Source organism: Microbacterium sp. ARD31 (assembly GCF_031844425.1).
This window is the reverse complement of the sequence record NZ_JAUZVE010000004.1, coordinates 98,347-125,219: the sequence shown is the minus strand read 5'-3', so window position 1 is coordinate 125,219 and position 26,873 is coordinate 98,347. Positions and strand designations below refer to the sequence as shown.

Annotated in this window: 23 protein-coding genes; all 23 read left to right on the top strand. The window is 70.8% G+C overall.

From position 1 onward, the window contains the following. Nucleotides 1-53: 53 nt before the first annotated feature. The 23 genes from Q9S36_RS14170 to gmk all read left to right on the top strand — a co-directional run bounded on the left by Q9S36_RS14170 (nucleotide 54) and on the right by gmk (nucleotide 26,820). Nucleotides 54-1,385, top strand: a complete 1,332-nt coding sequence (locus Q9S36_RS14170) for a replication-associated recombination protein A (protein ID WP_311285667.1) — start codon at nucleotides 54-56, stop codon at nucleotides 1,383-1,385. Nucleotides 1,386-1,587: 202 nt separating this feature from the next. After that, on the top strand, nucleotides 1,588-2,217 hold the full coding sequence (gene rpsD / locus Q9S36_RS14165) for a 30S ribosomal protein S4 (RefSeq protein ID WP_251449660.1): 630 nt from the start codon (nucleotides 1,588-1,590) through the stop codon (nucleotides 2,215-2,217). Between the two features lie 101 nt (nucleotides 2,218-2,318). Next, nucleotides 2,319-2,603, top strand: a complete 285-nt coding sequence (locus Q9S36_RS14160; RefSeq protein WP_311285666.1) for an ATPase — start codon at nucleotides 2,319-2,321, stop codon at nucleotides 2,601-2,603. Between the two features lie 52 nt (nucleotides 2,604-2,655). Continuing rightward, entirely contained in the window at nucleotides 2,656-5,313 is a 2,658-nt protein-coding gene (gene alaS / locus Q9S36_RS14155) for an alanine--tRNA ligase (protein WP_311285665.1), read from the top strand. Further along, complete coding sequence (gene ruvX / locus Q9S36_RS14150) at nucleotides 5,310-5,777, top strand: Holliday junction resolvase RuvX (protein WP_311285664.1); 468 nt, start codon at nucleotides 5,310-5,312, stop codon at nucleotides 5,775-5,777. Before alaS ends, ruvX begins: the two co-directional genes overlap by 4 nt. A 1-nt stretch (nucleotide 5,778) precedes the next feature. Next, nucleotides 5,779-7,368 carry an endolytic transglycosylase MltG gene (gene mltG / locus Q9S36_RS14145; protein ID WP_311285663.1) on the top strand — a complete coding sequence of 530 codons (1,590 nt, stop codon included), beginning with the start codon at nucleotides 5,779-5,781 and terminating at the stop codon, nucleotides 7,366-7,368. Then, nucleotides 7,326-8,204, top strand: a complete 879-nt coding sequence (locus Q9S36_RS14140) for a shikimate dehydrogenase (RefSeq protein ID WP_311285662.1) — start codon at nucleotides 7,326-7,328, stop codon at nucleotides 8,202-8,204. Before mltG ends, Q9S36_RS14140 begins: the two co-directional genes overlap by 43 nt. Nucleotides 8,205-8,208: 4 nt before the next feature. After that, nucleotides 8,209-9,423, top strand: coding sequence for a chorismate synthase (gene aroC / locus Q9S36_RS14135; protein WP_311285661.1), 1,215 nt, complete (start codon nucleotides 8,209-8,211; stop codon nucleotides 9,421-9,423). Beyond that, the gene (locus Q9S36_RS14130) at nucleotides 9,420-9,944 is read left to right on the top strand and encodes a shikimate kinase (RefSeq protein WP_311285660.1); all 525 of its coding nucleotides are present in this window, start codon (nucleotides 9,420-9,422) and stop codon (nucleotides 9,942-9,944) included. The genes aroC and Q9S36_RS14130 overlap by 4 nt, the downstream gene beginning before the upstream one ends. Continuing rightward, nucleotides 9,941-11,017: a 3-dehydroquinate synthase gene (aroB, locus tag Q9S36_RS14125; RefSeq protein ID WP_311285659.1), complete on the top strand. Its 1,077-nt coding sequence runs from the start codon at nucleotides 9,941-9,943 to the stop codon at nucleotides 11,015-11,017. Before Q9S36_RS14130 ends, aroB begins: the two co-directional genes overlap by 4 nt. Further along, on the top strand, nucleotides 11,014-11,496 hold the full coding sequence (gene aroQ / locus Q9S36_RS14120) for a type II 3-dehydroquinate dehydratase (RefSeq protein WP_311285658.1): 483 nt from the start codon (nucleotides 11,014-11,016) through the stop codon (nucleotides 11,494-11,496). Before aroB ends, aroQ begins: the two co-directional genes overlap by 4 nt. 91 nt (nucleotides 11,497-11,587) lie before the next feature. Beyond that, nucleotides 11,588-12,148 carry an elongation factor P gene (efp, locus tag Q9S36_RS14115; RefSeq protein WP_251449650.1) on the top strand — a complete coding sequence of 187 codons (561 nt, stop codon included), beginning with the start codon at nucleotides 11,588-11,590 and terminating at the stop codon, nucleotides 12,146-12,148. A gap of 3 nt (nucleotides 12,149-12,151) precedes the next feature. Beyond that, nucleotides 12,152-12,562, top strand: coding sequence for a transcription antitermination factor NusB (nusB, locus tag Q9S36_RS14110; protein ID WP_251449649.1), 411 nt, complete (start codon nucleotides 12,152-12,154; stop codon nucleotides 12,560-12,562). Nucleotides 12,563-12,596: 34 nt separating this feature from the next. Continuing rightward, the gene (locus tag Q9S36_RS14105; RefSeq protein ID WP_311285657.1) at nucleotides 12,597-15,557 is read left to right on the top strand and encodes a DEAD/DEAH box helicase; all 2,961 of its coding nucleotides are present in this window, start codon (nucleotides 12,597-12,599) and stop codon (nucleotides 15,555-15,557) included. Nucleotides 15,558-15,637: 80 nt separating this feature from the next. Then, nucleotides 15,638-17,212 (top strand): Rieske 2Fe-2S domain-containing protein, encoded by a 1,575-nt coding sequence (locus tag Q9S36_RS14100; RefSeq protein ID WP_311285656.1) that lies wholly within the window; start codon nucleotides 15,638-15,640, stop codon nucleotides 17,210-17,212. Between the two features lie 82 nt (nucleotides 17,213-17,294). Next, nucleotides 17,295-17,825 carry a bifunctional pyr operon transcriptional regulator/uracil phosphoribosyltransferase PyrR gene (gene pyrR, locus Q9S36_RS14095; protein ID WP_311285655.1) on the top strand — a complete coding sequence of 177 codons (531 nt, stop codon included), beginning with the start codon at nucleotides 17,295-17,297 and terminating at the stop codon, nucleotides 17,823-17,825. Beyond that, nucleotides 17,822-18,790 carry an aspartate carbamoyltransferase catalytic subunit gene (locus tag Q9S36_RS14090; protein WP_311285654.1) on the top strand — a complete coding sequence of 323 codons (969 nt, stop codon included), beginning with the start codon at nucleotides 17,822-17,824 and terminating at the stop codon, nucleotides 18,788-18,790. The genes pyrR and Q9S36_RS14090 overlap by 4 nt, the downstream gene beginning before the upstream one ends. Then, complete coding sequence (locus Q9S36_RS14085; protein ID WP_311285653.1) at nucleotides 18,787-20,097, top strand: dihydroorotase; 1,311 nt, start codon at nucleotides 18,787-18,789, stop codon at nucleotides 20,095-20,097. Before Q9S36_RS14090 ends, Q9S36_RS14085 begins: the two co-directional genes overlap by 4 nt. Then, nucleotides 20,094-20,600 (top strand): hypothetical protein, encoded by a 507-nt coding sequence (locus tag Q9S36_RS14080; protein ID WP_311285652.1) that lies wholly within the window; start codon nucleotides 20,094-20,096, stop codon nucleotides 20,598-20,600. Before Q9S36_RS14085 ends, Q9S36_RS14080 begins: the two co-directional genes overlap by 4 nt. Beyond that, entirely contained in the window at nucleotides 20,597-21,760 is a 1,164-nt protein-coding gene (carA, locus tag Q9S36_RS14075; protein WP_311285651.1) for a glutamine-hydrolyzing carbamoyl-phosphate synthase small subunit, read from the top strand. The genes Q9S36_RS14080 and carA overlap by 4 nt, the downstream gene beginning before the upstream one ends. Continuing rightward, complete coding sequence (gene carB / locus Q9S36_RS14070) at nucleotides 21,760-25,047, top strand: carbamoyl-phosphate synthase large subunit (protein ID WP_311285650.1); 3,288 nt, start codon at nucleotides 21,760-21,762, stop codon at nucleotides 25,045-25,047. The genes carA and carB overlap by 1 nt, the downstream gene beginning before the upstream one ends. After that, nucleotides 25,044-25,904, top strand: a complete 861-nt coding sequence (gene pyrF, locus Q9S36_RS14065) for an orotidine-5'-phosphate decarboxylase (RefSeq protein ID WP_311285649.1) — start codon at nucleotides 25,044-25,046, stop codon at nucleotides 25,902-25,904. Before carB ends, pyrF begins: the two co-directional genes overlap by 4 nt. Then, nucleotides 25,897-26,820, top strand: a complete 924-nt coding sequence (gene gmk / locus Q9S36_RS14060; protein WP_311285648.1) for a guanylate kinase — start codon at nucleotides 25,897-25,899, stop codon at nucleotides 26,818-26,820. Before pyrF ends, gmk begins: the two co-directional genes overlap by 8 nt. Nucleotides 26,821-26,873 lie beyond the last annotated feature (53 nt).

Here is a 26,873-nt window from a genome sequence, read left to right as displayed (position 1 = left end):
CGGACGCGGCCAAACCCGGCGATGATGTCCGCGCCGCCGATTAGCCTGGGGAGGTGACCACACCGAGCGCCCTGTTCACCGGGCAGACGCCGCTTGCGGTGCGGATGCGCCCGGTGTCACTGGACGAGGTGGCAGGGCAATCGCATCTGCTCCGCCGCGGGTCTCCGCTGGTGGCGCTCGCGGACGCGGACGCGCGCACCACGGCGACGTCGGTGATCCTGTGGGGTCCGCCCGGAACCGGCAAGACCACCCTCGCCCAGGCGATCGCGCGGTCCTCGGGACGCCGATTCGTCGAACTGTCGGCCATCACCGCCGGAGTCCGCGATGTGCGCGAGGTCATGCAGGAGGCCCTGACCCAGCGCGATCTCTACGGCCAGTCGACGATCCTCTTCCTCGACGAGATCCACCGGTTCACCAAAGCGCAGCAGGACGCCCTGCTGCCGGGTGTCGAGAACGGGTGGGTGCTGCTGATCGCCGCAACCACCGAGAACCCGTCGTTCTCGGTGATCGCGCCGCTGCTGTCGCGCTCGCTCCTGCTCACCCTCCGCCCGCTCACCGACGACGACCTCGGTGTGCTCGTGGACCGAGCGGTCACCGACCCGCGTGGTCTCGCCGGGGCGGTCTCCCTGACGCCCGAGGCGCGCGAGGCGCTCATCCGGCTCGCCTCGGGCGACGCGCGGCGCGCATTGACGGCACTGGAGGCGGCCGCATCGCTGGCGCCCGAGCCCGACGAGGCTGGTGGGACGCGGGCGATCGACTCCGAGCACGTCGCGCAGGCGGTGGACCGGGCGCTTCTGCGCTACGACCGCCAGGGCGACGAGCACTACGACGTCATCAGCGCGTTCATCAAGTCCATCCGCGGATCCGATCCCGATGCCGCCATCCACTACCTGGCACGGATGATCGAGGCCGGCGAGGACCCGCGCTTCATCGCGCGGCGACTGATCATCTCCGCCGCGGAGGACATCGGCCTGGCCGACCCGCAGGCGCTGTCGATCGCGGTGGCCGCCGCCGACGCCGTGCAGCTCATCGGGATGCCCGAGGGGCGCATCCCCCTCGCCGAGGCGACCACATACCTGGCCACCACGGCGAAGTCGAACGCCGCCTACGTCGCCATCGACGCGGCGATCGCGGATGTCCGCGCGGGGGGGATCGGCCGCGTGCCGCCCCACCTGCGGGACGCCCACTACCCGGGTGCCAAACGCCTGGGCCACGGCAAGGGCTACCGATACCCGCACGACAGCGAGATCGGGGTCGTCGCCCAGCAGTACCTGCCCGACGAGCTGCGCGAGCGCCGCTACTACCAGCCGACGCAGCGCGGAGCCGAGCGCGACATCTCCGCCCGTCTCGAGCGGATCCGGCGCATCCTCGACCCCGGATCCTGACCACCGCAGGCAGGACGGAGGGATTTCCAGGCGCGATCGGGCGATCTGTTAGGATTGACCGGCTCGAAACCGAGTTTTCGGGCATCCCCCTTCTCCTTCACCCACCGTTCGGTGCCGCCCCGGCGTGCGGATCGACGGGCGGAGTAGGGCGATACGTCCGTGAGCCGCGAAAGCCGCGGCCACGTCATGGAAGGAATCCTTCGTGCCTACGAAGTCCCAGGACCGCCGCAAGGTCCGCCTGTCCCGCGCTCTCGGCGTCGCCCTCACCCCGAAGGCGGCGAAGTACCTCGAGAAGCGCCCCTACGCTCCGGGTGAGCACGGCCGCACCAAGCGCAAGCAGGACAGCGACTACGCCGTCCGTCTGCGCGAGAAGCAGCGTCTGCGCGAGCAGTACGGCATCCGCGAGAAGCAGATGCGCAACACGTTCAACGAGGCCCGCCGCAAGGACGGCCTGACGGGTGAGAACCTCGTCGAGCTGCTCGAGATGCGTCTGGACGCCCTCGTGCTGCGTGCCGGCTTCGCTCGCACCACCGCGCAGGCGCGCCAGCTGGTCGTGCACCGTCACATCCTGGTCGACGGCCAGACGGTCGACCGCCCGTCGTTCCGCGTGAAGCCGGGTCAGCTCATCCACGTCAAGGCCAAGAGCGAGGGGACCGAGCCGTTCCAGGTCGCCGCCGCCGGCGGTCACGCCGACGTGCTGCCCCCCGTTCCGGGCTACCTCGAGGTCGAGCTCGACAAGCTGCAGGCCCGCCTCGTCCGTCGCCCCAAGCGCGCCGAGGTCCCCGTCGTCTGCGACGTCCAGCTCGTCGTCGAGTACTACGCCGCGCGATAACCCGCGCACGCGCGACCGAAGGGCGCCGGGGCAACCCGGCGCCCTTCGGCGTTTGCGCTTACGATGGATCGATGCCGTGCCGGCGGCCGAGGAGTGGTGACATGAAGAACGTGCTGTGGTTCCTGGCGGGTATCGCCGGGGGATTCGTCGTTGCCCACATGATGAACAAGGACCCCCGGGGGCACGAGCTCCTCGCAGAGGTCGATGCCCGCATCACCGAGTTCACCGATCGCATCGGCGAGGCCTATCGCGAGCAGGAGGCCCGGTTCTCGGGACTGGTCGACGAGGTGAAGGATGCCGCTGCCGGCGCCGCCGAGCCGGTGCGCGCCACCGCCGCAGACGCCGCCGACGACGTCGCGGACGCCGCGCGCAAGACCACCGACTGACCCGACGCGCCCCCGGTCACGGGGGAGAAGACCGCCTACTGCGAGGACCTGAATGAAGACCGCGGAGATCGCCCAGCGCTATCTTGACTATTTCGCGAAGAACGACCACGTCATCGTCCCCTCGGCGTCGCTGGTCACGGACGACCCCGCACTGCTGTTCACAGTGGCGGGGATGGTCCCGTTCATCCCGTACCTGAGCGGTGATGTCCCCGCGCCGTACGCCCGTGCCGCGGACGTCCAGAAGTGCCTCCGCACGAACGACATCGAAGAGGTCGGTAAGACCCCCCGTCACGGCACCTTCTTCCAGATGCTCGGCAACTGGTCGTTCGGCGACTACTTCAAAGAGGGCGCGATCCGCTTCGCCTGGGAGCTGCTGACCAGTCCCGAGAGCGCCGGCGGACTCGGGTTCGACCCGAAGGACCTGTGGGTCACCGTCTACGAGGAGGATGACGAGGCGCACGGCTTGTGGCGCTCGCTCACCGACCTGCCGGAGGAGCGCATCCAGCGGCTCGGCAAGGACACCAACTACTGGAGCACCGGCCTCCCCGGACCGGCCGGCCCGTGCTCCGAGATCTTCTTCGACCGCGGCCCCGAATACGGCATCGACGGCGGCCCCGCCACCGACGACGACCGCTACGTCGAGATCTGGAACCTCGTGTTCATGCAGTACGAGATCACGAACGTGCGCTCGAAGTACGACTTCGACATCGTGGGCGAGCTGCCGGCGAAGAACATCGACACGGGCATGGGTCTCGAGCGCGTCGCCTTCATCAAGCAGGGCGTCGACAACATGTACGAAACCGACCAGGTCCGCCCGGTGCTCGACCGCGCGGTCGCGCTTTCGGGTCGCACCTACGGCGCGAACGCCGAGGATGACGTGCGGTTCCGCGTCGTGGCCGACCACGTCCGCTCGTCGCTCATGCTGCTCGCCGACGGCGTCACCCCCGCCAACGACGGCCGCGGCTACATCCTCCGCCGCCTCATGCGCCGCGCCATCCGCTCGATGCGCCTGCTCGGCGTCGAGGGGGCGACGTTCGCCGAGCTCTTCGCCGCATCCCGGGATGCGATGAAAGAGGCCTACCCCGAGGTCGAGGCGGACTACCCGCGCATCTCGCGCTACGCGCTGGCCGAGGAGGAGACCTTCCTGCGCACGCTCGCCGCCGGCTCCAGCATCCTCGACGATTCGGTCGCCGAGACCAAGCGATCGGGCGGCACGGCCCTCGCCGGCGCCGAAGCCTTCCTGCTGCACGACACGTACGGCTTCCCGATCGATCTGACCCTGGAGATCGCGGAAGAGGCGGGACTCACCGTCGATCGCGCCGCGTTCGACGTCCTCATGCAGGAGCAGCGCTCCCGCGCGAAGGCGGACGCCAAGGCGCGCAAGCGCCAACTGGCCGACACGAGCGCGTACCGCGACTTCCGGGCCAAGGGCGAGACGGTCTTCACCGGCTACACCGACCTCGAGACCGAGTCGTCCGTGCTGGGCCTCCTCGTCGACGGGGTCTCGGTCGACCGGGCGGTTGTCGGCGACATCGCCGAGGTCATCCTCGCCGAGACGGCGCTCTACGCGGAGTCGGGCGGCCAGGTCGCCGACAAGGGCGTCATCGTCGGGCCCGGCTTCGAGCTCGAAGTCCTCGACGTCCAGAAGCCGGTCGCGGGTCTCATCAGCCACACGGTGCAGGTGACGACGGGCGAAGTGGGCGTCGGACAGCCTGCCACCACGGTGGTGGATGCCGCCAACCGGCGTGCGGCGCGCCAGGCCCATTCCGCGACCCACCTGGTGCACGCGGCCCTGCGCGACACCCTCGGGCGCACCGCCACGCAGGCGGGTTCCCTCAACCGCGCCGGCTATATGCGTTTCGACTTCTCGTGGAGCCAGGCACTGTCGGAAGCCACCAGGAGCGAGATCGAAGAGATCGCCAACAACGCCGTCCGCGACAACCTCGAGGTGACCACGCGCGTACTCGCCCTGGACGAGGCCAAGGCGCTCGGGGCCATGGCGCTGTTCGGCGAGAAGTACGGCGACACCGTGCGCATGGTCGATATCGGGGGTCCGTGGTCGCGCGAGCTCTGCGCGGGCACCCACGTGTCGACGAGCGCCGAGATCGGCCTCATCAACCTGGTGGGGGAGTCGAGCGTCGGAGCCTCGAACCGACGCGTGGAGGCGCTCGTCGGTCTGGATGCCTTCCGCTCGCTGGCGGCCGAACGCGCGCTCGTGTCGCAGCTGACCTCCACGCTGAAGACGCCCCGGGAACAGCTTCCCTCGCGCATCGCGGAGCTGACCGCGAGCCTGAAGGCCGCGGAGAAGAAGATCGCCGCGTACGAGGCCAAGGCGCTCGGCGACCGGGTGCCCGCACTGGCGGCGTCGGCGTCGCCGGTGGGCGGCTTCCGTGTGGTCGCCGAGTCCGTCGGGGCCGCGGGCTCCGCCGACGATGTGCGCTCCCTGGCGCTCCAGGTGCGCGAGCGTCTGGGTTCCGGCGCGGGGGTGGTGGCCCTCGGCGGCGAGGTCGCCGGCAGGCCGGTCGTGATCGTCGCGGTCAACGAAGCCGCGCGGGCCGCAGGGGCGAAGGCCGGGCCTCTCGCCAAGGCTGCCGCCGCGGTGCTCGGCGGGGGCGGCGGAGGCCGCGACGACGTCGCGCAGGGCGGCGGTGCGGACGTCTCGGCGCTGCCGCGCGCGCTGGCTGCCGTCGGCGAGGCGCTGGCGGCGTGAGCGGCTTCCGTCGGGGCGTGCGTCTCGGAGTCGACGTGGGACGAGCCCGCGTCGGCGTCAGCCGCTGCGACCCCGACGGCATGCTGGCCGTGCCGGTCGAGACCGTGCCTCGCACCGACGCCTCGGTTGCGCGTGTGCTCGAGCTCGCCGCCGAGTGGGGGGCGATGGAGATCCTCGTGGGTCTTCCGCTCAACATGCGGGGCGAGGACACCGCATCGACGGTCGATGCCCGCGAGTTCGCCGACGCGCTGTCCACGGGCGGTTCCGCACCCGTGCGACTCGTCGACGAACGGCTCAGCACGGTCTCCGCGCACGCGGCTTTGCGGGATGCGGGCCGATCACAGCGGAAATCTCGTAGCATTGTTGACCAGGTTGCGGCGGTCGTGCTCCTTCAGCAGGCCATCGATGTCGAGAAGCGCACGGGACGCCCCGCCGGAACGACCGTCCCCCAGGAGTTCGCCTGACATGCCCCATGACTCGTTCGACGATCCGTTCGCGGATCTCTACGGCAAGCTGCCCGACCCCCGCGTGAGCGGCAACGGGCACCGCGCCGCTCCTGAAGAGCCACACGACACGCCCACCGGCGCGGCGCCGGTGTCGCGGCGGGCTGCGCGCGAAGCCGCCGCCCGGGACGCGGCATCACGCGGGACATCGTCGCCGGCAGAGGATGCCGCACCCGGCGGTTCCGCGGAGTCCGCGCCTCGCTCCGCGAGTGAGCGACCCGCCGCACCCCCACGCCCCGCCCCACCCGCTCGCCCCGCCGCACCCCGCGCCGGTGCCGAACGGTCCGACGAGGCGTGGCCGTTCGCCGATGCCGACACCGCGCCCTCGACGTCCGCAGCGTATGGACGCGCGGCGAGCGCGGGCGGCGGTACGGCCACCGCCACACGGCCCTCGACGCTGGAGGACCTGTTCGCGGGCGAGAGCAGCACCGACGAACTGGGCGCGCTGCCCCCCGAGCCCGACCGGGGACGTCGCCGGATCGGCGCGTGGATCGCGCTGGCCATCGTCCTGCTGATGGTCGGCGGCATCGCCGCCGGCGGCCTGTGGGTCTGGAACACCTACGAGAACCAGATCCGTGAGGTCATGGGCTGGGAGGAGCCCAAGGACTACGAGGAGGGCCTCGCCAGCGGGGAGGCCCTGCTGACGATCAGCTCGGGAGACGTGCCGTCCACGATCTCGCGCTCCCTGTACGACGCCGGCGTCACCAAGACACCCGAAGCCTTCTACGAGATGCTGATCGACACCGGCGAGAACCCGACGTTCTATCCGGGCGTCTACCAGCTGCAGCAGCGGATGACCGCCGCCGCGGCGCTCGAGGCGCTGCAGGATCCCAGCCGCAAGCTGGAGAACTCGGCACTGGTGCGTGAGGGACTCACCGTCGCCCAGACCCTTCCCATCCTCGCCGAGGGCCTGGGCATGCCGCTGGAGGAGTTCGAGGCCGCCGCGGCGGACCCCGCCGCCTACGGGGTGGACGCCGACAGCCTCGAAGGCTGGCTGTTCCCCGCGATGTACACCTTCGATCCGGGTCTCACGCCCTCGGACGTGATCCAGCGCATGGTGGACCGCACCGCCCGCTCGCTCGACGACGCCGGCGTGCCCGAGGCCGATCGCCAGCGCGTGCTGACGATCGCTTCGATCATCCAGCGCGAGGCGCGTTTCGAAGAGGACTTCTACAAGGTCGCCCGGGTCATCGAGAACCGGATGGACCCGGACAATCAGGAGACCTTCGGGATGCTCCAGATGGACTCCACGGCGCAGTACGGCTACGGCGAGATGAACGCGGGGAGCACGAGCACGTCTGCCGAAGCGCAGTACGACGACAACCCGTGGAACACCTACGTGCACCCCGGGCTCCCCATCGGTCCGATCTCCAACCCGGGCGACACCGCGATCGACGCGGCGATGAACCCGGCCGACGGCGACTGGCTGTACTTCGTCACGGTGAACCTCGACACCGGCGAGACGCTGTTCACCTCGAATCTCGCCGACCACAATCGCGGGGTCGCGCAATGGCAGGCCTGGTGCGCCGACAACCCGGATTCGGGGTGCTGACCGAGGGCGCACGGCGACTGGAGGTCTGGGGCGATCCGATCGACCACAGCCGATCGCCTGCGCTCCACGCCGCGGCCTACCGCGTCCTCGGGCTGGACTGGACATACGGGCGGCGGCGGGTGGACGAGGCATCCTTCGCCGGTGAGCTGGCGGGCCTCGACCGCACCTGGCGCGGGCTCTCGCTGACGATGCCGCTGAAGACCGCGGCGCACCGCGCCGCGGTCCGGCGGGACCGTCGCGCGGAGCTGACGGGTGCGGTGAACACGCTCCTGCTCGGCCCGGACGGCCCGGCCGGCTTCAACACCGACGTCGGCGGCATCGTCGCCGCCCTGGCCGATGACGGCGTCCAGGCGGCGCCGACCGCCCGCATCATCGGCGCCGGCGCCACGGCCACCTCGGCGCTGGTGGCGCTGGCCGAACTCGGCGCGCAGCGGGTCGAGGTCGTCGCACGACGGGCTGAGGCCGTCACGGAACTCGCGCGGCTGGGCGGCGTCCTCGGCGTGGCGGTCATCGCCGCGCCCTTCGAGGACGACCCCGTCACCTCCGCGCCGCTGACGATCGCGACGCTCCCCGGTGACGCCTCCCTCGCCCCGCGGGTCGCGCGCGGCCTCGCGCGCACCGGCGGGCGTCTTCTCGACGTCGTCTACGGCCACTGGCCGACGACGCTGTCGGCGGCGTGGGGCGAGGTGGGGGCTCCGGCGTCATCGGGACGGGGGATGCTGCTGCACCAGGCCGTCCGGCAGGTGCGCATCTTCACTGCCGGGGATCCGGATGTTCCGCTGCGTGACGAGCCGGACGTCGTCGCCGCGATGCGCTCCGCGCTCGTGGAAGACTAGACGAATGCTCCGCGTGCTGACTGCCGGTGAATCGCACGGCCCCGAACTCGTCGCCATCATGGAGGGCCTGCCCGCGGGCGTGCCCGTCTCCCGTGCCGCCATCCAGGCCGATCTCGCGCGCCGCAAGCTCGGCTACGGCCGCGGCTCGCGCATGAAGTTCGAAGAGGACGAGCTGAGCATCTCGGGCGGCGTGCGCCACGGGCTCACGCTCGGCAGCCCCATCGCCCTGCGCATCGGCAACACCGAATGGCCCAAGTGGGTCGAGGTGATGAATCCCGAGCCGGTCGAACTCACCGAGCGCTCGCGCGGTCGCGGCGCAGCGCTCACGCGACCGCGCCCCGGACACGCCGACCTGGTGGGCATGCAGAAATACGGCTTCGACGAGTCGCGTCCGATCCTCGAACGCGCCAGCGCGCGCGAGACCGCGGCGCGGGTCGCGCTGGGTGCTCTGGCACGCAGCTTCCTGTCCGAGCTCGGCATCCGGCTGGTGAGCCACACCCTGTCGATCGGTCCCGTCCGCGTGCCCGAGGATGCCCCCCTGCCCTCTCCCGACGACGTCGACTCCCTCGACGCCGATCCGCTGCGGTGCTTCCACGCGGCGACCTCCGGGGCGATGGTCGCCGAGGTGGATGCGGCGAAGAAGGACGGTGACACGCTGGGCGGCGTCGTCGAGGTCCTCGCGTACGGACTGCCTCCGGGCCTCGGGTCGCATGTGCACTGGGATCGCAGACTGGACGGCCGGCTCGCCCAGGCGCTCATGAGCATCCAGGCCATCAAGGGCGTCGAGGTGGGCGACGGGTTCCTCACCACCACGCGCCGTGGATCCCAGGCCCACGACGAGCTCTTCGCCACCGACGCCGGCATCTCCCGCGCGAGCGACCGCGCCGGTGGCACCGAGGGCGGGATGTCGACCGGCACCGTCCTGCGTGTGCGCGCGGGGATGAAGCCCATCGCCACCGTGCCGCACGCGCTGCGCACCGTCGATGTGGCCACCGGCGACACCGCCGCTGCGCATCACCAGCGATCGGACGTGTGCGCGGTGCCCGCCGCGGGTGTCGTCGCCGAGGCTATGACCGCGGTGGTGCTGGCCGAGGCGGTGCTCGAGAAGTTCGGCGGCGACAGCGTGGCCGAGACCCGTCGGAATCTGCAGGGATATCTCGAAGCCATCCCCGACACGCTCCGCAGCACCGCGGCCAGCGACGACGCCCTCGGAGCATGACGCCGGCGGAGCGCGCGATCGTCCTGATCGGTCCGATGGGGGCGGGCAAGACGAGCATCGGCCGACGCGTCGCGAAAGGGCTCGGGGTTCCGTTCACCGACACCGATGCGAGCATCGTGCGGGAGCACGGGCCGATCGCCGACATCTTCACGACCCGGGGGGAGGCGCACTTCCGCGCCCTGGAGCGGGACGCGGTGGGCGAGGCGCTCGAACGGGGCGGCGTCGTGTCGCTCGGCGGCGGGGCGGTCCTGGACGAGGCCACGCGGCGCGCGCTGACCGCGCACCGCGTGGTGCTGCTGACGGTGGAACCCGCTGTCGTCGCGGGCCGCATCCGGCAGAGCGCAAGACCGCTCCTGCAGGACGAGGACCCGCTCGCGCGGTGGGCGGAGATCTACGCCGCACGTCGGCCGCTGTACGAGCAGCTCGCCCACGTCGCGTTCGACACGTCGCGGGGCCCCCTGCAGGGCGTGGTCGATGACATCCTGGCGTGGGCGCAGCACGACGACGAGGGAGAACGATGAGCGGGACGACGACGATCACGGTGTCGGGCGATGCCTCGTACGCGATCACGGTGGGCCGAGGCCTTCTGGCGGGCCTCGCCGAGGCGCTTCCGCCGTCCGCGCGCAAGGTGCTCATCGTGCACCCGCCGACACTCGCCGCGCAGGCCGAGGCGCTGCGAGCACGCCTGGTGGGCGACCGCGAAGTCCTGCTCGCCGAGATCCCCGACGCCGAGGCGGGCAAGCGCATCGAGGTCGCCGCGTTCTGCTGGCAGGTCATGGGCAAAGCCGACTTCACCCGCACGGACGTCGTGGTCGGATTCGGGGGCGGAGCAGTCACCGACCTCGCCGGCTTCGTCGCCGCGACATGGCTGCGAGGCGTCGCCGTGGTCCAGGTGCCCACGACCGTGCTCGCCATGGTCGACGCCGCCGTCGGGGGCAAGACCGGGGTCAACACGGCCGAAGGCAAGAACCTGGTCGGCGCGTTCTGGCCTCCCCACGCCGTGCTGTGCGATCTCGACCTCCTCGACTCCCTTTCGGACAACGAGCGGGTCGCGGGGTATGCCGAGGTCGTCAAAGCGGGGTTCATCTGGGCTCCCGAGATCCTCGACCTCGTGGAGGCCGACCCCGCCGCAGCCACCGATCCGGCATCCGACGCGTTCCGGCGCACGATCGAGCTGGCCATCGAGATGAAGGCGCGCGTGGTGAGCGAGGACCTCCGCGAGGCCGGCCTTCGCGAGATCCTCAACTACGGGCACACCCTCGGGCACGCGATCGAGCACGCCGAGCGGTACCGCTGGCGGCACGGCGCGGCGGTCTCGGTGGGCATGGTGTTCGCCGCCGAGCTGTCGCGCCTTGCAGGCCGGCTGCCGGATGCCGCGGCGCAGCGTCACCGCGACATCCTGACGTCGCTCGGACTTCCGACCTCGTATCGTCCGGGCGCGTGGCCCCAGCTGCTGGCCACCATGCAGCGGGACAAGAAGAGCCGCGGCGGCATGCTGCGCTTCATCGTGCTGGACGACATCGCCAAGCCCACGGTGCTGCAGGCTCCCGACGAATCGCTGCTGTTCGCCGCCTACCAGGAGGTCGGGTCGTGAGCGGCCACCCGATCCGCGACGACGAGAGCCGTCGCCGCCTGCTGCTGGTCAACGGGCCGAACCTGAACCTCCTCGGCACCCGCGAGCCCGAGATCTACGGCGCCGACACGCTGCGGGACGTCGAGCAGCTGGTGGCGCGGACCGCCGCCCTCCGCGGTTTCGATGTGCGCGCCGTCCAGAGCAATCACGAGGGCGTCCTCATCGACGCCATCCACGCCGCGCGGGAGGACTGCGCCGGGATCGTGATCAATCCCGGCGGCCTGACCCACACCTCCGTGGTGCTCCGCGACGCCCTCGCGGGGGTGGCCCTGCCGGTGGCCGAAGTGCACATCTCGGATGTGTACCGACGCGAGGAGTTCCGTCATCACTCGTACGTGGCCGATGTGGCCGTCGTGCACGTGATCGGCGAGGGCGTCGCCGGCTACGCCACCGCCACGCGTCTGCTGCTGGACGTCGTCACCGGCCAGGCGGAGGGCTGATTCCGGGCCGCACCGGGCACATCCCGTAGAATCGACCGTCGGCCGTGCGCGCGCGCGAGCCAGAACCCATTACGAAGGAATCCCACGCGACATGGCATCCACCGCAGACATCAAGAACGGCGTCGTCCTGAACATCGACGGGCAGCTCTGGAGCGTGGTCGAGTTCCAGCACGTCAAGCCGGGCAAGGGCGGTGCCTTCGTCCGCACGAAGCTGAAGAACGTGGTCAGCGGCAAGGTGGTCGACCGCACGTACAACGCGGGCGCGAAGATCGAGATCGAGAACGTCGACCGCCGCGACTTCACCTACCTCTACAACGACGGCGAGAGCTTCGTCTTCATGGACACCGCCGACTACGACCAGATCAACGTGCCCGCTGCCACCGTCGGCGATGCGGCCAACTTCCTGCTCGAGAACCAGCAGGTCACCATCGCGCTCAACAACGGCAACCCCCTCTACATCGATCTGCCGGCTTCGGTCGTGCTCGAGATCACGTACACCGAGCCGGGTCTCCAGGGCGACCGCTCGTCGGCGGGCACCAAGGCGGCGACCGTCGAGACCGGCTACGAGATCCAGGTGCCGCTGTTCCTCGAGACCGGCACGAAGGTCAAGGTCGACACCCGCACGGGTGACTACCTCGGCCGCGTCAACTGATCGATGAGCGCACGCACGAAAGCGCGCAAGCGCGCCCTCGACATCCTCTTCCAGAGCGACGTGCGCGGTGAAGAGCTGACGACCATCATCGCCGCCGAGGCCCGACGTGCAGCCGGTGAGCCCGCGCGCGAGGCGTCATGGCTTTACGCGCGCGAGATCGTCGACGGGATCAGCGACAACCGCGACGAGATCGACGAGCAGATCACGACGTTCTCGAAGGACTGGACCCTCGCGCGCATGCCGGCCGTGGATCGCGCCCTGCTGCGCATCGGCGCGTGGGAGATCCTGTACAACGACGAGGTCCCCACAGGGGTGGCGATCGACGAAGCGGTGGAGCTGGCCAAGGAATTCTCGACAGACGAGTCCGGCGCGTTCATCCACGGCGTCCTCGCGCGCATCGCCCGCGCCTCCTGAGCAGCACGTCGGCGGTCCACGGCAGGATGACGTGATGTCCTCCCGCGATCCCGATCCTGCCGTCGGATCCCTCTGGCGCGCGCTGACGGCGGCATCGGATCCGCCGCGCGGGATTCCCCTCGCCCTCGGGCTCGACCTCCAGCAGCGGTCCGCACGCGGACGCTCGCCCTGGGCGCCGAAGACGCTGACGGCGGCGACCCCCCGCGCGGCCGCCGCGCGACCCGAGGACGTGGTCCTCGCCGTCCGTCCGCTCATGCCCAGCCCGAGCACCGGGGCGTGGGTGAAGGGCGAGGTGACGTGGGATGTGCTGCGCCGCCCCGGCGACCGCTTCGCCGCCGCACAGGCGCGCTGGTTCGCTGAACTCCACGGGATCGCCCGCGAGGTGCGCACCCTCACGACGTACTCCGATCTCGCCGACTGGCTGGTGCTCGACACGGTGGAGTCGCGGCTCCTGTGGCCGCACCTGGCCGAGGCGGACCGCCTCGGCATCCCGCTCGTGGGCGTCCGGCCGGGGAGCACGGTGGAGCTGCATGCCGAGGCCGCCGTCGAGCTCGCCGTCCTTCCGGCGGATGACGGCGGTCTAGAACTGTCACCGCGCGTGAGCGTCGGGGGCGAGCGCGTCGAGCGCGGCACCCCGCGTCCCATCGGCGCCACCGGGCTGTATGCGTACCAGTTCGCCCGCGGGGGCCTGACGATCGGGCTGGCCCCGGCGACCATCGGACGCGCGGCACGGGATCTCCTCGCCGCTGCGACGCCCGTGGCGGCGGTTCCGGCATCCGAACGCGGGGAGTTCCTCGAGCAGCACTTCCACGCTCTCGCCCGTCGCGAGCGCGTCCATGCCGACCCGCGGGTGCGGATCCCCGCGCCGCCGCGGCCGGTGCTCCGCGTCCGCGCCACCACGGGTGAGGACAACCGGGTGGACCTGTGGTCGACGTGGGCGTACCCGGGAACGCCCGACGCGCCGTTCGGGGCCGACGGAGCGAGTCACCGGGACCCCGAGGCGGAAGAGGCGGTCCTCGCCGCCGTCGCCGCCGTCTGGCCGCGCGCCGGAGACGACGACTTCGCCGGTTCCCACACCGCGCAGGGGCTCGACGCGGCCGATCTGGTCGCGCACGTCCTGCCCGCCCTGGAGGCGCTCGAGGGCGTCCGTGTCGATGTCCACGGCACGCCCGGCCGCTTCCGCGAGCTCACCGGACGTCCGGAGATCGTCGTATCGACCGTCGAGACGACCGACCCGGACTGGTTCGACCTCGGCATCATCGTCACCATCGACGGTCGGCGCATCCCCTTCACCCCGCTGTTCTCCGCGTTGACGCTCCGCCGCAGTCGCATGATGCTCGCCGACGGCGCGCACTTCTCGCTGCGGCACCCCGCCCTCGACCGGCTGCGAGAGCTCATCGACGAGGCCGCCGAACTCGCCGAGTGGGAGACAGGCCCGCGCATCAGCCGGTACCAGCAGTCGCTGTGGGCGGATTTCGAAGACCTCGCCGACCAGTCCGAGCCGGCGGTGTCGTGGCGCGCCGCGGCCGAGGCCCTTCGCGGCGTGCGGACCGTTCCCGACGCGCCCGTGCCGGTCGGTCTCGCCGCCAGCCTGCGCCCGTATCAGCGGGACGGGTTCTCGTGGCTGGCCTTCCTGTGGGCGAACCGACTCGGCGGCATCCTCGCCGACGACATGGGGCTGGGGAAGACCCTCCAGGTCCTCACGCTGTTCCTGCACGCGCGGGCGGCGGGCGAAGCGCGCCCGTTCCTCGTCGTCGCTCCCACGAGCGTCCTCGGCGTCTGGCGCGAAGAAGCGGCGCGATTCGCCCCTGGTCTGCGGGTGACCGTGGCGGACACCACGGGGGCGCTCGAGGACGTCGGCGCCGACCGGTCCGACGTGGTGGTCACCTCCTACGCCGTGCTCAGGCTGGACGAGCGCGCCTTCCAGGACGTCGACTGGGCGATGCTGATCCTCGACGAGGCCCAGTTCGTGAAGAACCCCGCCACGCGGGCGCACCGCGCTGCCGCGGGACTGCGCGCGGACGCGGTGTACGCGCTCACCGGCACGCCGCTCGAGAACACCCTGTCGGAGCTGTGGGCGATCCTCGCGCTCACCGCTCCGGGGCTCTTCCCGTCGGCGGCGAGGTTCCGGCGCGACTACATCGGGCCCATCGAGAAGGGGAAGGTGCCCGAGAACCAGGAGGGGGGCGCGTTCCGAACGGCCCGCCTTTCACGGCTGCGCCGCCGCATCCGGCCCTTCGTGCTCCGTCGCAGGAAGGAAGACGTCGCCGTGGAGCTGCCCGCCAAGCAGGAGCAGCTGCTGCACGTCGAACTCGGGGCCGCGCATCGCGCGCTGTACGACACCGTGCTACAACGCGAACGGCAGAAGATCCTCGGGCTGCTGGCCGATCTCGATCGGAATCGGTTCATCGTGTTCCGCTCCATCACGCTCCTGCGGCTCCTGAGCCTCGCACCGGGTCTCGTGGATCCCGAGCGCGCGGGGATCCGGTCGGCGAAGCTCGACGCGCTGGTCGATCAGCTGTCCGACGTCGCGGCCGAGGGGCATCGGGCGCTCGTCTTCAGCCAGTTCACCTCCTTCCTGGACCTGGTCGAGGAGCGCCTGGACGCGGAGGGCATCGCGCACGTGCGCCTGGACGGCGGCACCCGCCGGCGCGAGGAGGTCGTCGCCCGGTTCCGCGACGGAGACGAGCCGGTGTTCCTGGTGAGCTTGAAGGCGGGCGGCTTCGGGCTCACCCTGACCGAAGCGGACTACGTCTTCCTGCTGGACCCGTGGTGGAACCCGGCCGCCGAGTCGCAGGCGGTCGACCGCACGCACCGCATCGGGCAGACCCGGCCGGTCTTCGTGTACCGGCTGATCGCGACGGGCACCATCGAAGAGAAGGTCGTCGCGCTCCAGGAGCGGAAGGCGCGGCTCTTCCATGCGGTGATGGATGCCGGCGAGCCGTTCGCACGCGCCCTCACCGCGGACGACATCCGCGGACTCTTCGACGCCTGAGCGCCGTGGACGGCGCGGATCGGGGGAGCGGCTCGACCGACCCGTAGACTCGTGGGCGGTTCACACTCTGGAGGAGGATCATGCGGATCACGGGCCTCGGCCACGCCGGGATGTTCATCGAGACGGCCGGCGGCAGCATCCTGTGCGACCCCGTCATCGGACCCACCTTCTTCGGCTCGTGGTTCCCGTTCCCCGACAACCGGGGTCTGGACTGGGAGCGCTTCGGCAAGGCCGACTTCCTGTACATCTCGCACCGGCATCGCGATCACTTCGACCCGGCGCTCATGCGGCGTCACGTGCCGAAGGACATCACCGTGCTCCTCCCGGACTACCCGACGGACGACCTCGAGCGCGATCTCCGCGAGCTCGGCTACGACAACATCGTGTACACCCAGGCGGGGGTGCCGCTGGAGTTCGGACCGCTGAAGGTCATGGTCACGCCGCTGCGCGCGCCGAGCGACGGTCCCATCGGCGACTCGTCCCTGAGCGTGGACGACGGCACGGCCAGCATCCTCAATCAGAACGACTCGCACCCGCTGGACCTCGACAAGCTCCTCGCCTTCTCGAAGCCCGAGGCGTACTTCACGCAGGTGTCCGGTGCGATCTGGTGGCCGATGGTCTACGACCTGCCCGCCGACGCGAAGCGGAACTTCGCCAAGCTCAAGCGCGACGCCCAGAACAAGCGCGCCCTGTACTACATCGAGAAGGTCGACGCCGAGCACGTCTTCCCGATGGCCGGGCCGCCGATGTTCCTGCGCGAGGAGCTCTTCCGCTACAACGGCTACGGACTGGAGGACGACTCGATCTTCACCGATCAGCGTCAGTTCCTGGCCCACATGGCCGAGGTGCGGCCCCAGCAGAAGGGCTACGAGTTCGTGCCCGGCACCGTCGTCGAACTCGACGGCGGTCGGCTCACGGTCACGCAGACGCTCTACTCGCAGGCGGAGATCGACCGGATCTTCGACGACAAGTGGGCCTACCTCGCCGAGCAGCGCGACTCGCGTCAGGCCGAGATCCGCGCCGAAGAGGCCTCCCGCGCCCCCGTGCTCCCCCCGGAGGAGATGCTCGCGGCCATCAAGGAATGGTGGGAACCGCTCCTGCGGCGCGCGCGCACGATCCGCAACGGCGTCGGCGGCATCGTCCGCTTCCGCATCGGCGAACTGGACATGGTCGTGGACTTCCCCAAGGCGAAGGTGCGCGAGTACGCAGGAGACGACTGCATCTACTGGTACACCATCCCCGCAGACCTGGTCTCGACGAACATCGCCGACCGCGAGATCGACTGGTCCAACTCGATCTTCCTGTCGATGCAGTTCGAGGTCGGCCGCAGCGGCAAGTTCAACGAGTTCCTGACCACCTTCCTCAAGTGCCTCTCGCGCGACCGCATCGAGTACGTCGAGAACTGGTACGCCGAGCAGTCGGACCAGACCGAGGACGCGCAGCTGGGCGACTGGATCGTGCAGCGCCGGTGTCCGCACCTGCGAGCCGACCTGACGAAGACGGCGAAGATCGAGGACGGCGTGCTCACCTGCAGTCTGCACGACTGGAAGTGGGACCTCGCCAGCGGCCGGTGCCTCACCACGCAGGGCCACCCGATCCGCTCCCACCCTGCGGACGACGCCGAGCGGGAGGAGGCGGACTCCACCGCCGCCTGAGACCACCGGCGCATCGGGTATCCTGTACCCGCACCACAGCAACCTTTAACCCCGTCCCGTGAGGCGGAGAAGGGAGCGGCGGATGAGCACGCGCACCGTGCTGCACCAGGCCGACATCACCCGGGCCCTCACTCGGATCTCGCACGAGATCCTCGAGTCCAACAAAGGTCCCGACGGCCTCGTCCTCCTCGGCATCCCCACGCGCGGTGTCACTCTCGCCGAGCGCATCGCCGACCTCATCGGGCAGTTCAGCGGCACGCGTCCGCCGGTCGGCGCGCTCGACGTCACGATGTACCGCGATGATCTCCACCGGCATCCGACGCGCGCGCCTCAGCCCACGCAGATCCCTGCCGGCGGCATCGACGGCCGGACGGTCGTCCTCGTCGACGACGTGCTGTTCTCGGGCCGGAGCATCCGCGCCGCTCTGGACGCGCTGCAGGACATCGGGCGCCCGGCGGCGGTGCGGCTGGGCATCCTCGTCGACCGCGGACACCGCGAGCTCCCCATCCGCCCCGACTTCGTGGGCAAGAACCTGCCGAGCGCGCGTGACGAACGCGTCAACGTCCGCCTGAGCGACGTGGACGGCATCGAGGAGGTGACGATCGGCTCATGAGGCATCTGCTCGACACCCGCACCCTTTCCCGCGACGAAGCGCTCCGCATCCTCGACGTCGCCGAAGACATGGCCGACACGCAGCAGCGCGAGGTCAAGAAGCTGCCGACGCTCCGAGGGAAGACCGTCGTCAACCTGTTCTTCGAGGACTCCACCCGCACCCGCATCTCGTTCGAGGCGGCGGCCAAGCGACTGTCGGCGGACGTCATCAACTTCTCGGCCAAAGGCTCGAGCGTGTCGAAGGGGGAGTCGCTGCAGGACACCGCTCAGACCCTGCAGGCACTCGGTGCCGATGCGGTCGTCATCCGGCACGGGGCTTCGGGCGCGCCTCGCACCCTCGCCACGAGCGGCTGGATCAGCGCCGGAGTCGTCAACGCGGGCGACGGCACGCACGAGCATCCGACGCAGGCGCTGCTGGACGCCTTCACCATGCGCAAGCGCCGGCACGGCGAGGACAGTCGCGGACGCGACCTCGCCGGGGTCCGGGTCACGATCGTGGGAGACGTGCTGCACTCCCGGGTGGCGCGCTCGAACGTGTGGCTGCTCGACGCCCTCGGCGCGGACGTCACGCTCGTGGCCCCGCCCACCCTCGTCCCGCAGGACGTCTCCGCCTGGCCGGTCCGGGTCCGGTACGACCTCGACGAGGCCATCGCCGGCGGTCTCGACGTGCTCATGATGCTGCGCATCCAGGCCGAACGCATGAACGCCGCATATTTCCCCACTGAACGGGAGTATTCGCGCCGCTGGGGTCTGGATTCCGGTCGGTTGGCCGCGCTCGGCCCGGGTAGCATTGTGATGCACCCCGGGCCGATGAACCGCGGCCTGGAGATCTCCGCCGACGCCGCCGATTCTCCCCGCTCGACCGTGCTCGATCAGGTGACGAACGGCGTCTCGGTGCGGATGGCGGTGCTCTATCTGCTGCTGGCGGGAAACGACGCGCGCGACGAGAAGGAGGACGCACGATGACCGAGGTCCTTCTGTTCCGAGGAGCGATGCTGGAGGGATCCGGCGCCGCCGACATCCTCGTCGAAGACGGCCGCATCGCCGGTGTCGGCAGCGGCCTCCAGCGTGCGGGCGCCACCGTCGTGGACGCGCACGGTCTGATCGCACTCCCGGGCCTGGTCGACCTGCACACCCACCTGCGCGAGCCCGGGTACGAGGCATCCGAGACGGTGCTCACCGGCTCCCGTGCCGCAGCCGCCGGCGGGTACACCGCCGTGTTCGCCATGCCCAACACCTCGCCGGTCGCCGACACCGCCGGCGTCGTCGAGCAGGAGCTCGCCCTCGGCGAGGCCGCAGGATTCGTCACCGTTCAGCCGATCGGCGCCGTCACCGTCGGGCAGAAGGGCGAACGCCTGGCGGAGCTCGGCGCGATGGCCGACTCCCGGGCGCGGGTGCGCGTGTTCAGCGACGACGGCTTCTGCGTGTGGGACCCGCTGATCATGCGCCGCGCCCTGGAGTACGTGAAGGCCTTCGACGGTGTCATCGCCCAGCACGCGCAGGATCCCCGCCTGACCGAAGGAGCGCAGCTCAACGAAGGCTCCGTCTCGGCCGAGCTCGGACTGGCCGGATGGCCGGCCGTCGCCGAGGAGTCCATCATCGCCCGCGATGTGCTGCTCGCGGAGCACGTCGGCTCCCGACTTCACGTCTGCCACCTCTCCACCGCCGGATCGGTGGACATCATCCGATGGGCCAAGAAGCGGGGCATCGACGTGACGGCCGAGGTGACACCCCATCACCTGCTGCTCACCGACGAGTCGGCCCGCGGCTACGACGCGCGCTTCAAGGTCAATCCGCCGCTGCGGCGCCACGAGGACGTCCTGGCGGTGCGCGAGGGCCTTGCGGACGGGACGATCGACATCGTCGCGACCGATCACGCCCCGCACCCCGCCGAGGCGAAGGCCTGCGAGTGGCAGGCGGCCGCCAACGGCATGGTAGGTCTCGAGAGCGCACTGCGGGTGGTCCACGCCACGATGGTCGACACCGGCCTGATGACGTGGGGGGACATCGCCCGCGTGATGTCTCGCGAGCCCGCCCGGATCGGGAGGCTGTCGGGTCACGGTACGCCGCTGACCTCGGGACAGCCCGCGTCGCTGACCTTCTACGATCCCGCACCGGTCCGCGCGTTCTCGGTGGACGACCTGCACGGACGCAGCCGCAACTCCCCGTATCTCGGGCGCGAGCTCCCCGGCGACGTGCGCTGGACGCTTCACCGCGGCACCCCGACGGTGGCGGACGGCCGTGTGCTCGATCTGCCGGGGGTGCGGACATGACCCGTGAGGGAGCGCTGCTGGTCATCGTCGCGGTCACGCTCGTCGCACTGGCCGGGCTCGCATGGGCCTGGCGGCGGCGCACCCGGCGCGACGCGGGGCTGAGCGCCCCGCACGGCGACCTGCCCGCGGACGGCGGCCCCACGACGGTCTTCCGCGCCCTCTACGTCGCCACGACGCGCCATGGCCAGCCCCTGGAGCGGCTGGCGATCCGAGGCCTCGGCTTCCGGTCGCGGGCCGACGTGACGATCGCGTCGGCCGGCGTGGCGCTCGACCTCACCGGCCAGCCCCGCGTGCTCCTGGCCACGCCGATGATCACCGACGTCGCTCAGGCCACCGTCGCCATCGACCGTGTCGTCGAGCGCGACGGCCTCGTGCGACTTTCGTGGCGCATCGACGACGACACCGTCGTCGACTCGTACCTCCGACCGCAGGATGCCTCGGCCCGCGCTCTCGCGGACGCCGTTCGCGGCATCCTCCCCACCCCGACGGGAACCGAATCATGACCTCACTGTTCCAGTCCGACCCCGCCGTCCTCGTTCTGGAGGACGGAACCCGCCACCGCGGCCGCGCCTACGGTGCGGTCGGGACGACCCTCGGCGAGGTGGTGTTCGCCACCGGCATGACCGGCTACCAGGAGACCCTCACGGATCCCTCCTACGCCGGCCAGATCGTGCTGCAGACGGCACCGCACATCGGCAACACCGGGATGAACTCCGAAGACGTCGAATCCCGGCGCATCTGGGTGGCCGGCTACATCGTCCGGGACCCCTCCCGCGTGGTGTCGAACTGGCGCTCGGAGAACTCCCTCGACGAGGCCCTCGACACGGACGGGATCGTCGGGATCTCCGGCATCGACACGCGGGCCGTCACACGTCACATCCGCGCGGCGGGCAGCATGCGCGGCGGCATCTTCTCCGGTGCGGCAGCGGGGATCGACGCCGACGAGCAGCTGCGACTGGTCCGCGAGGCCCCGGCCATGGCGGGCCAAAACCTCTCGGGCCAGGTCTCGGTGACCGCCGCAGAGGTCACCCCGGCGACGGGGGAGCGGATCGGCAACCTCGCCGTGCTCGACCTCGGCGTGAAGCAGGCCACCGTCGACAACCTCGCCGCGCGCGGGTTCGACGTGCACGTGCTGCCCCAGACGTCCACGATCGAAGACATCCTCGCGATCGACCCGGTCGCCGTGTTCTACTCCAACGGCCCGGGCGACCCCGCGGCCTCGGACGCCCACGTCGAGGTGCTGCGCGCGGTGCTCGATCAGCGCCTGCCCTTCTTCGGCATCTGCTTCGGCAACCAGCTCCTGGGCCGGGCGCTCGGGCTGGGAACCTACAAGCTGCCCTTCGGCCACCGCGGCATCAACCAGCCGGTGCTCGACCGTTCCACGGGCCGCGTGGAGATCACCGCGCACAACCACGGCTTCGCCGTCGACGCACCGCTCGAGGGCTCGTTCGACAGCCCGCACGGCTACGGCCGCGTCGAGGTGAGCCACGTCGGACTCAACGACAACGTCGTCGAGGGCCTGCGCGCCCTCGACATCCCCGCCTTCTCGGTGCAGTACCACCCCGAGGCCGCGGCGGGACCGCACGATGCCAACTACCTCTTCGACCGGTTCGCTGACCTCGTCCGCGGCACGGTCGCCGACGTCCAGGAGGACGAGAACTGATGCCCAAGCGCGACGACATCACCAGTGTCCTGGTCATCGGTTCCGGCCCGATCGTGATCGGCCAGGCGTGCGAGTTCGACTACTCGGGCACGCAGGCCTGCCGCGTGCTGCGCGAAGAGGGCGTGCGCGTCATCCTGGTCAACTCCAACCCGGCGACGATCATGACCGACCCCGACTTCGCCGACGCGACCTACATCGAGCCGATCACCTGGCAGGTGATCGAGACGATCATCGCCAAGGAGAAGCCCGACGCGATCCTTCCCACCCTCGGCGGACAGACGGCGCTGAACGCCGCGATCGACCTGCACAACCACGGCATCCTCGAGAAGTACGACGTCGAGCTGATCGGCGCGAGCTTCGAGGCGATCAACAAGGGCGAGGACCGCCAGATCTTCAAGCAGCTCGTGCTGGATGCCGGAGCCGACGTGGCGGCCAGCCGCATCGCCCACACCATGGACGAGGTCCTCGCCGCCGCCGACGAGCTGGGATACCCGCTCGTGGTGCGCCCGTCCTTCACCATGGGCGGGCTCGGCTCGGGATTCGCGTACGACGAGCGCGACCTCCGCCGCATCGCGGGAGCAGGACTCCGCGACTCGCCCACCACCGAGGTGCTCCTCGAGGAGTCCATCCTCGGATGGAAGGAGTACGAGCTCGAGCTCATGCGCGACACCGCCGACAACACCGTCGTGGTCTGCTCGATCGAGAACGTCGATCCCGTCGGCGTCCACACGGGCGACTCGATCACGGTCGCCCCTGCGCTCACCCTCACCGACCGCGAGTACCAGAAGCTCCGCGACATCGGCATCGACATCATCCGCGCCGTCGGCGTCGACACCGGCGGCTGCAACATCCAGTTCGCGGTCGACCCCGCGACCGGACGCGTCATCGTCATCGAGATGAACCCCCGCGTCTCGCGCTCGTCGGCGCTGGCCTCCAAGGCGACCGGATTCCCGATCGCCAAGATCGCCGCCAAGCTCGCCATCGGCTACCGTCTCGACGAGATCCCCAACGACATCACCAAGGTCACCCCCGCGAGCTTCGAGCCCACCCTCGACTACGTCGTGGTGAAGGTCCCGCGCTTCAACTTCGAGAAGTTCCCCGCCGCGGACACGACGCTGACGACCACCATGAAGTCCGTCGGCGAGGCCATGGCCATCGGCCGCAACTTCGCCACGGCGCTGCAGAAGGCGCTGCGGTCCCTCGAGAAGCGCGGCTCCAGCTTCCACTGGGGCGACCAGTCGCTGACGATGGAGGAGCTGCTCGAGATCGCCGAGACGCCGACCGACGGGCGCATCATCGCGGTGCAGCAGGCGCTGCGCCTCGGTGCCACGGCGGAGCAGCTCTTCGACGCCACCGCGATCGACCCGTGGTTCCTCGACCAGATCGTCCTCATCAACGAGGTCGCGGCCTACATCCGCGACGCCGACGACCTCGATGCCGACACGCTGCGGGTCGCCAAGGATCACGGGTTCAGCGATGTTCAGATCGCGCAGCTGCGCGGTCTCGCCGAAGCGGAGGTGCGCGGCATCCGCCACGGTCTGGGGCTGCGGCCGGTCTACAAGACCGTGGACACCTGCGCGGGCGAGTTCCCGGCACTCACGCCGTACCACTACTCCAGCTACGACGCCGAGACCGAGGTCACGCCGTCCGAGCGCACCAAGATCGTCATCATCGGCTCGGGCCCGAACCGCATCGGGCAGGGCGTGGAGTTCGACTACTCGTGCGTGCACGCCTCGTTCGCCCTCGCGGACGCGGGATTCGAGACCGTCATGGTCAACTGCAACCCCGAGACCGTGTCGACCGACTACGACACCTCGGACCGGCTGTACTTCGAGCCGCTGACCCTCGAGGACGTGCTGGAGGTCCTCCACGCGGAGTCCCGCTCCGGCCGCATCCTCGGCGTCATCTGCCAGCTGGGCGGCCAGACGCCGCTGGGCCTGGCCAAGGGCATCGAAGAGGCCGGCTACCGGATCCTGGGCACGAGCCCGGCCGCGATCGACCTCGCCGAGGAGCGGGGCCTGTTCAGCGGCATCCTCGACGCCGCCGGTCTCGTCGCCCCGCGCCACGGCACGGCGATCGACGTCGACGGCGCGGTCGCGGTGGCCGAGGACATCGGCTACCCGGTGCTCGTCCGCCCGAGCTTCGTGCTCGGCGGCCGCGGCATGGAGATCGTCTACGACACCGCGAGCCTGCGGGACTACTTCGTGCGCATCGCCGATCAGGCCATCATCGGCCCTGGGCTGCCGCTGCTGGTCGACCGCTTCCTCGACGACGCCATCGAGATCGACGTGGACGCGCTGTTCGACGGCGACGACCTGTACATCGGCGGTGTCATGGAGCACCTCGAGGAGGCCGGCATCCACTCCGGCGACTCCAGCTGCACGCTGCCGCCGGTGAGTCTCGGGCGCACCGACATCGACCGCGTCCGCGACGCGACCCTCGCCATCGCGCGCGGGGTGGGGGTCAGGGGGCTGCTCAACGTGCAGTTCGCCATCAGCGCCGGCGTGCTCTACGTCATCGAGGCCAACCCTCGTGCCAGCCGCACCGTGCCCTTCGTCTCGAAGGCGCTCGGCATTCCGCTCGCCAAGGCCGCCAGCCGCATCATGGCGGGGTCCACCATCGCCGAGCTGAAGGACGAGGGGATGCTGCCGCTGCAGGACGGCTCGCGCGTGCCGCTGGACGCGCCCGTCGCCGTCAAGGAGGCGGTGCTGCCGTTCAAGCGGTTCCGCACCGCCGACGGTCAGACGGTCGACTCGGTCCTCGGGCCGGAGATGCGCTCGACCGGCGAGGTCATGGGCATCGACCGCGACTTCCCGACGGCGTTCGCGAAGTCGCAGGAGGCGGCTTACGGCGGGATGCCGCTGGAGGGCACCGTCTTCATCTCGGTGGCCGACAGCGACAAGCGGGCTGTCATCCTTCCGGCGCACCGGCTGCAGGAGCTGGGCTACGACCTCGTGGCCACCGAGGGCACCGCCGAGATCCTGGCCCGAAACGGCATCCGTGTGCGTGTGGTGGGCAAGTACTCCGAGACGCAGCAGACGGGGGAGCAGAACATCGTCGACCTCATCAACGCCGGCGAGATCGACATCGTCGTGAACACCCCGAGCGGCGGGCTCGCGCGTGCGGACGGCTACGAGATCCGCGCGGCGGCGGTAGCGGGCGACAAGGCGCTGTTCACGACCATGGCCGTGCTCGGCGCCGCGGTGAGCGCTCTTCCCGTGCTGCGCGAGGGCTTCGACGTCAAGAGCCTGCAGGAGTACGCCGTCGAGCGAGCAGGCCGGCTGTGACGGGATTCGCCGCGCGGCTGCGCAGCGCGCTCGACCGGCACGGCCCGCTCTGCGTCGGCATCGACCCGCACCCGCACCTGCTGGAGCAGTGGGGGCTGGCGGTGTCGGCGGACGGTGTGCGGGAGTTCGCACTGCGGACCGTCGACGCCGCGGCGGGGCGGGTCGGCGTCGTGAAGCCCCAGGTGGCGTTCTTCGAACGATTCGGATCCGAAGGCTACGCCGCCCTCGAGGCCACGCTCGCCGCCGCACGCGACGCCGGGCTCCTGACGATCTCGGACGCCAAGCGCGGTGACATCGGCAGCACGATGGCCGCCTACGCCGCCGCATGGCTGGAGCCGGGGTCGCCCCTCGAGTCGGACGCGCTCACCGTGAGCCCCTACCTCGGTGCGGACTCCCTGCGGGAGACCCTCACCTTCGCGGTCCGACACGGCAAAGGCGTCTTCGTCCTCGCCGCGACGAGCAACCCCGAAGCCGCCGCCCTGCAGAGCGCCCACCCGATCGACGTGGCCTCCACCGAGGGGCAGACCGTCGCCCAGCGGGTGGCGCGCGACGTGTCGTGGGTCAACGGCTCGGCCGCCTTCGACGGAGGACTGGGCCCCGTCGGGCTCGTCGTCGGCGCCACCGTCGACCGCGAAGAGTTCGGACTCACCGACGAGGTGCTGCGCGCGACGCCGCTGCTGGCCCCGGGATTCGGCGCTCAGGGTGCGGAGCCCCACGAGCTGCACTCGCTGTTCGGCGCCCTGGCCGGCAATGTCGTCGCGTCCGAGAGCCGCAGCATCCTCTCGGCCGGCCCGACCGCCCTCACCGCTCGCATCGACGAGCGCGCCGCCCTCTACCGGGAGCATCACGATGGCTGACGCCCGCACCCCGCCCGATGTCGACCGTGCCGCCGCGTCGCGTCGCGCGGTAGCCGCGCGACGCGCACGGGCGTCGTTGAAGAAGGACGTCTCCATGCGGGTGATCACCCCGCAGGAACTGCTGCGCCGTGCTCTCGCCGAGCCCGACGCCCCCGCGGGGGCGATGCGCGTGACGGAGTTCCTCACCAGCATCCCGGCGATCGGCGAGGGCAAGCGCGACCGCATCCTGCAGGAGCTGCAGATCTCGCCCGTCAAGCGGCTCGGCGGGCTCGGCTCACGTCAGCGCGCCGACCTGCAGCGTTTCCTCGACGAACGGTGGCCCGAGCTCCAGCCCCGCGGCAGCCGCAGTCGCCTGGTCGTGCTGGCGGGCCCCACGGCCGTCGGAAAGGGCACCGTCGCGGCGCACATCAAAGCGCACCACCCCGACATCCATCTGTCGGTGTCGGCGACGACCCGCGCGCCGCGCCCCGGTGAAGTCGATGGGGAGCACTACTACTTCGTCGACGACGCCGAGTTCGACCGTCTCATCGCGGAGGGTGAGCTGCTCGAGTGGGCGACCGTGCACAACGCGCACCGCTACGGCACGCCGCGCGGGCCCATCGAGCGCGCGCTGGCGGACGGCCGCACCGCGCTGCTCGAGATCGACCTGCAGGGGGCGCGTCAGGTCCGCGAGGCCGAGCCGTCCGCGACGCTGGTGTTCCTCCTGCCGCCGAGCTGGGACGAGCTGGTCCATCGTCTGGTCGGTCGCGGCACCGAGGGGCCCGAGGAACGGGCCCGCAGACTCCGCACCGCCAAGGGGGAACTGGCCGCCCAGAGCGAGTTCGACTACCGCGTGGTCAACGCCGACGTCGCCGACGCGGCCCGAGAGGTCGTAGAATTGGCCCAGGCGCCCGCGCGTCCCCTGTCGCGCGCCTGACACGCCGCCGATTTCCACCGGCTCCCGGACCTCGTCCACGGAGCCCGAACCAG

What these genes read in the sequence shown, in the direction of transcription:
- Q9S36_RS14160 (WP_311285666.1), top strand. Translation starts at nt 2,319, where the DNA reads ATGAAGAACGTGCTGTGGTTCCTGGCGGGTATCGCCGGGGGATTCGTC.
- alaS (WP_311285665.1), top strand. Translation starts at nt 2,656, where the DNA reads ATGAAGACCGCGGAGATCGCCCAGCGCTATCTTGACTATTTCGCGAAG.
- mltG (WP_311285663.1), top strand. Translation starts at nt 5,779, where the DNA reads ATGCCCCATGACTCGTTCGACGATCCGTTCGCGGATCTCTACGGCAAG.
- Q9S36_RS14140 (WP_311285662.1), top strand. Translation starts at nt 7,326, where the DNA reads ATGGCAGGCCTGGTGCGCCGACAACCCGGATTCGGGGTGCTGACCGAG.
- aroC (WP_311285661.1), top strand. Translation starts at nt 8,209, where the DNA reads ATGCTCCGCGTGCTGACTGCCGGTGAATCGCACGGCCCCGAACTCGTC.
- Q9S36_RS14130 (WP_311285660.1), top strand. Translation starts at nt 9,420, where the DNA reads ATGACGCCGGCGGAGCGCGCGATCGTCCTGATCGGTCCGATGGGGGCG.
- aroB (WP_311285659.1), top strand. Translation starts at nt 9,941, where the DNA reads ATGAGCGGGACGACGACGATCACGGTGTCGGGCGATGCCTCGTACGCG.
- efp (WP_251449650.1), top strand. Translation starts at nt 11,588, where the DNA reads ATGGCATCCACCGCAGACATCAAGAACGGCGTCGTCCTGAACATCGAC.
- nusB (WP_251449649.1), top strand. Translation starts at nt 12,152, where the DNA reads ATGAGCGCACGCACGAAAGCGCGCAAGCGCGCCCTCGACATCCTCTTC.
- Q9S36_RS14105 (WP_311285657.1), top strand. Translation starts at nt 12,597, where the DNA reads ATGTCCTCCCGCGATCCCGATCCTGCCGTCGGATCCCTCTGGCGCGCG.
- Q9S36_RS14100 (WP_311285656.1), top strand. Translation starts at nt 15,638, where the DNA reads ATGCGGATCACGGGCCTCGGCCACGCCGGGATGTTCATCGAGACGGCC.
- pyrR (WP_311285655.1), top strand. Translation starts at nt 17,295, where the DNA reads ATGAGCACGCGCACCGTGCTGCACCAGGCCGACATCACCCGGGCCCTC.
- Q9S36_RS14090 (WP_311285654.1), top strand. Translation starts at nt 17,822, where the DNA reads ATGAGGCATCTGCTCGACACCCGCACCCTTTCCCGCGACGAAGCGCTC.
- Q9S36_RS14085 (WP_311285653.1), top strand. Translation starts at nt 18,787, where the DNA reads ATGACCGAGGTCCTTCTGTTCCGAGGAGCGATGCTGGAGGGATCCGGC.
- Q9S36_RS14080 (WP_311285652.1), top strand. Translation starts at nt 20,094, where the DNA reads ATGACCCGTGAGGGAGCGCTGCTGGTCATCGTCGCGGTCACGCTCGTC.
- carA (WP_311285651.1), top strand. Translation starts at nt 20,597, where the DNA reads ATGACCTCACTGTTCCAGTCCGACCCCGCCGTCCTCGTTCTGGAGGAC.
- carB (WP_311285650.1), top strand. Translation starts at nt 21,760, where the DNA reads ATGCCCAAGCGCGACGACATCACCAGTGTCCTGGTCATCGGTTCCGGC.
- gmk (WP_311285648.1), top strand. Translation starts at nt 25,897, where the DNA reads ATGGCTGACGCCCGCACCCCGCCCGATGTCGACCGTGCCGCCGCGTCG.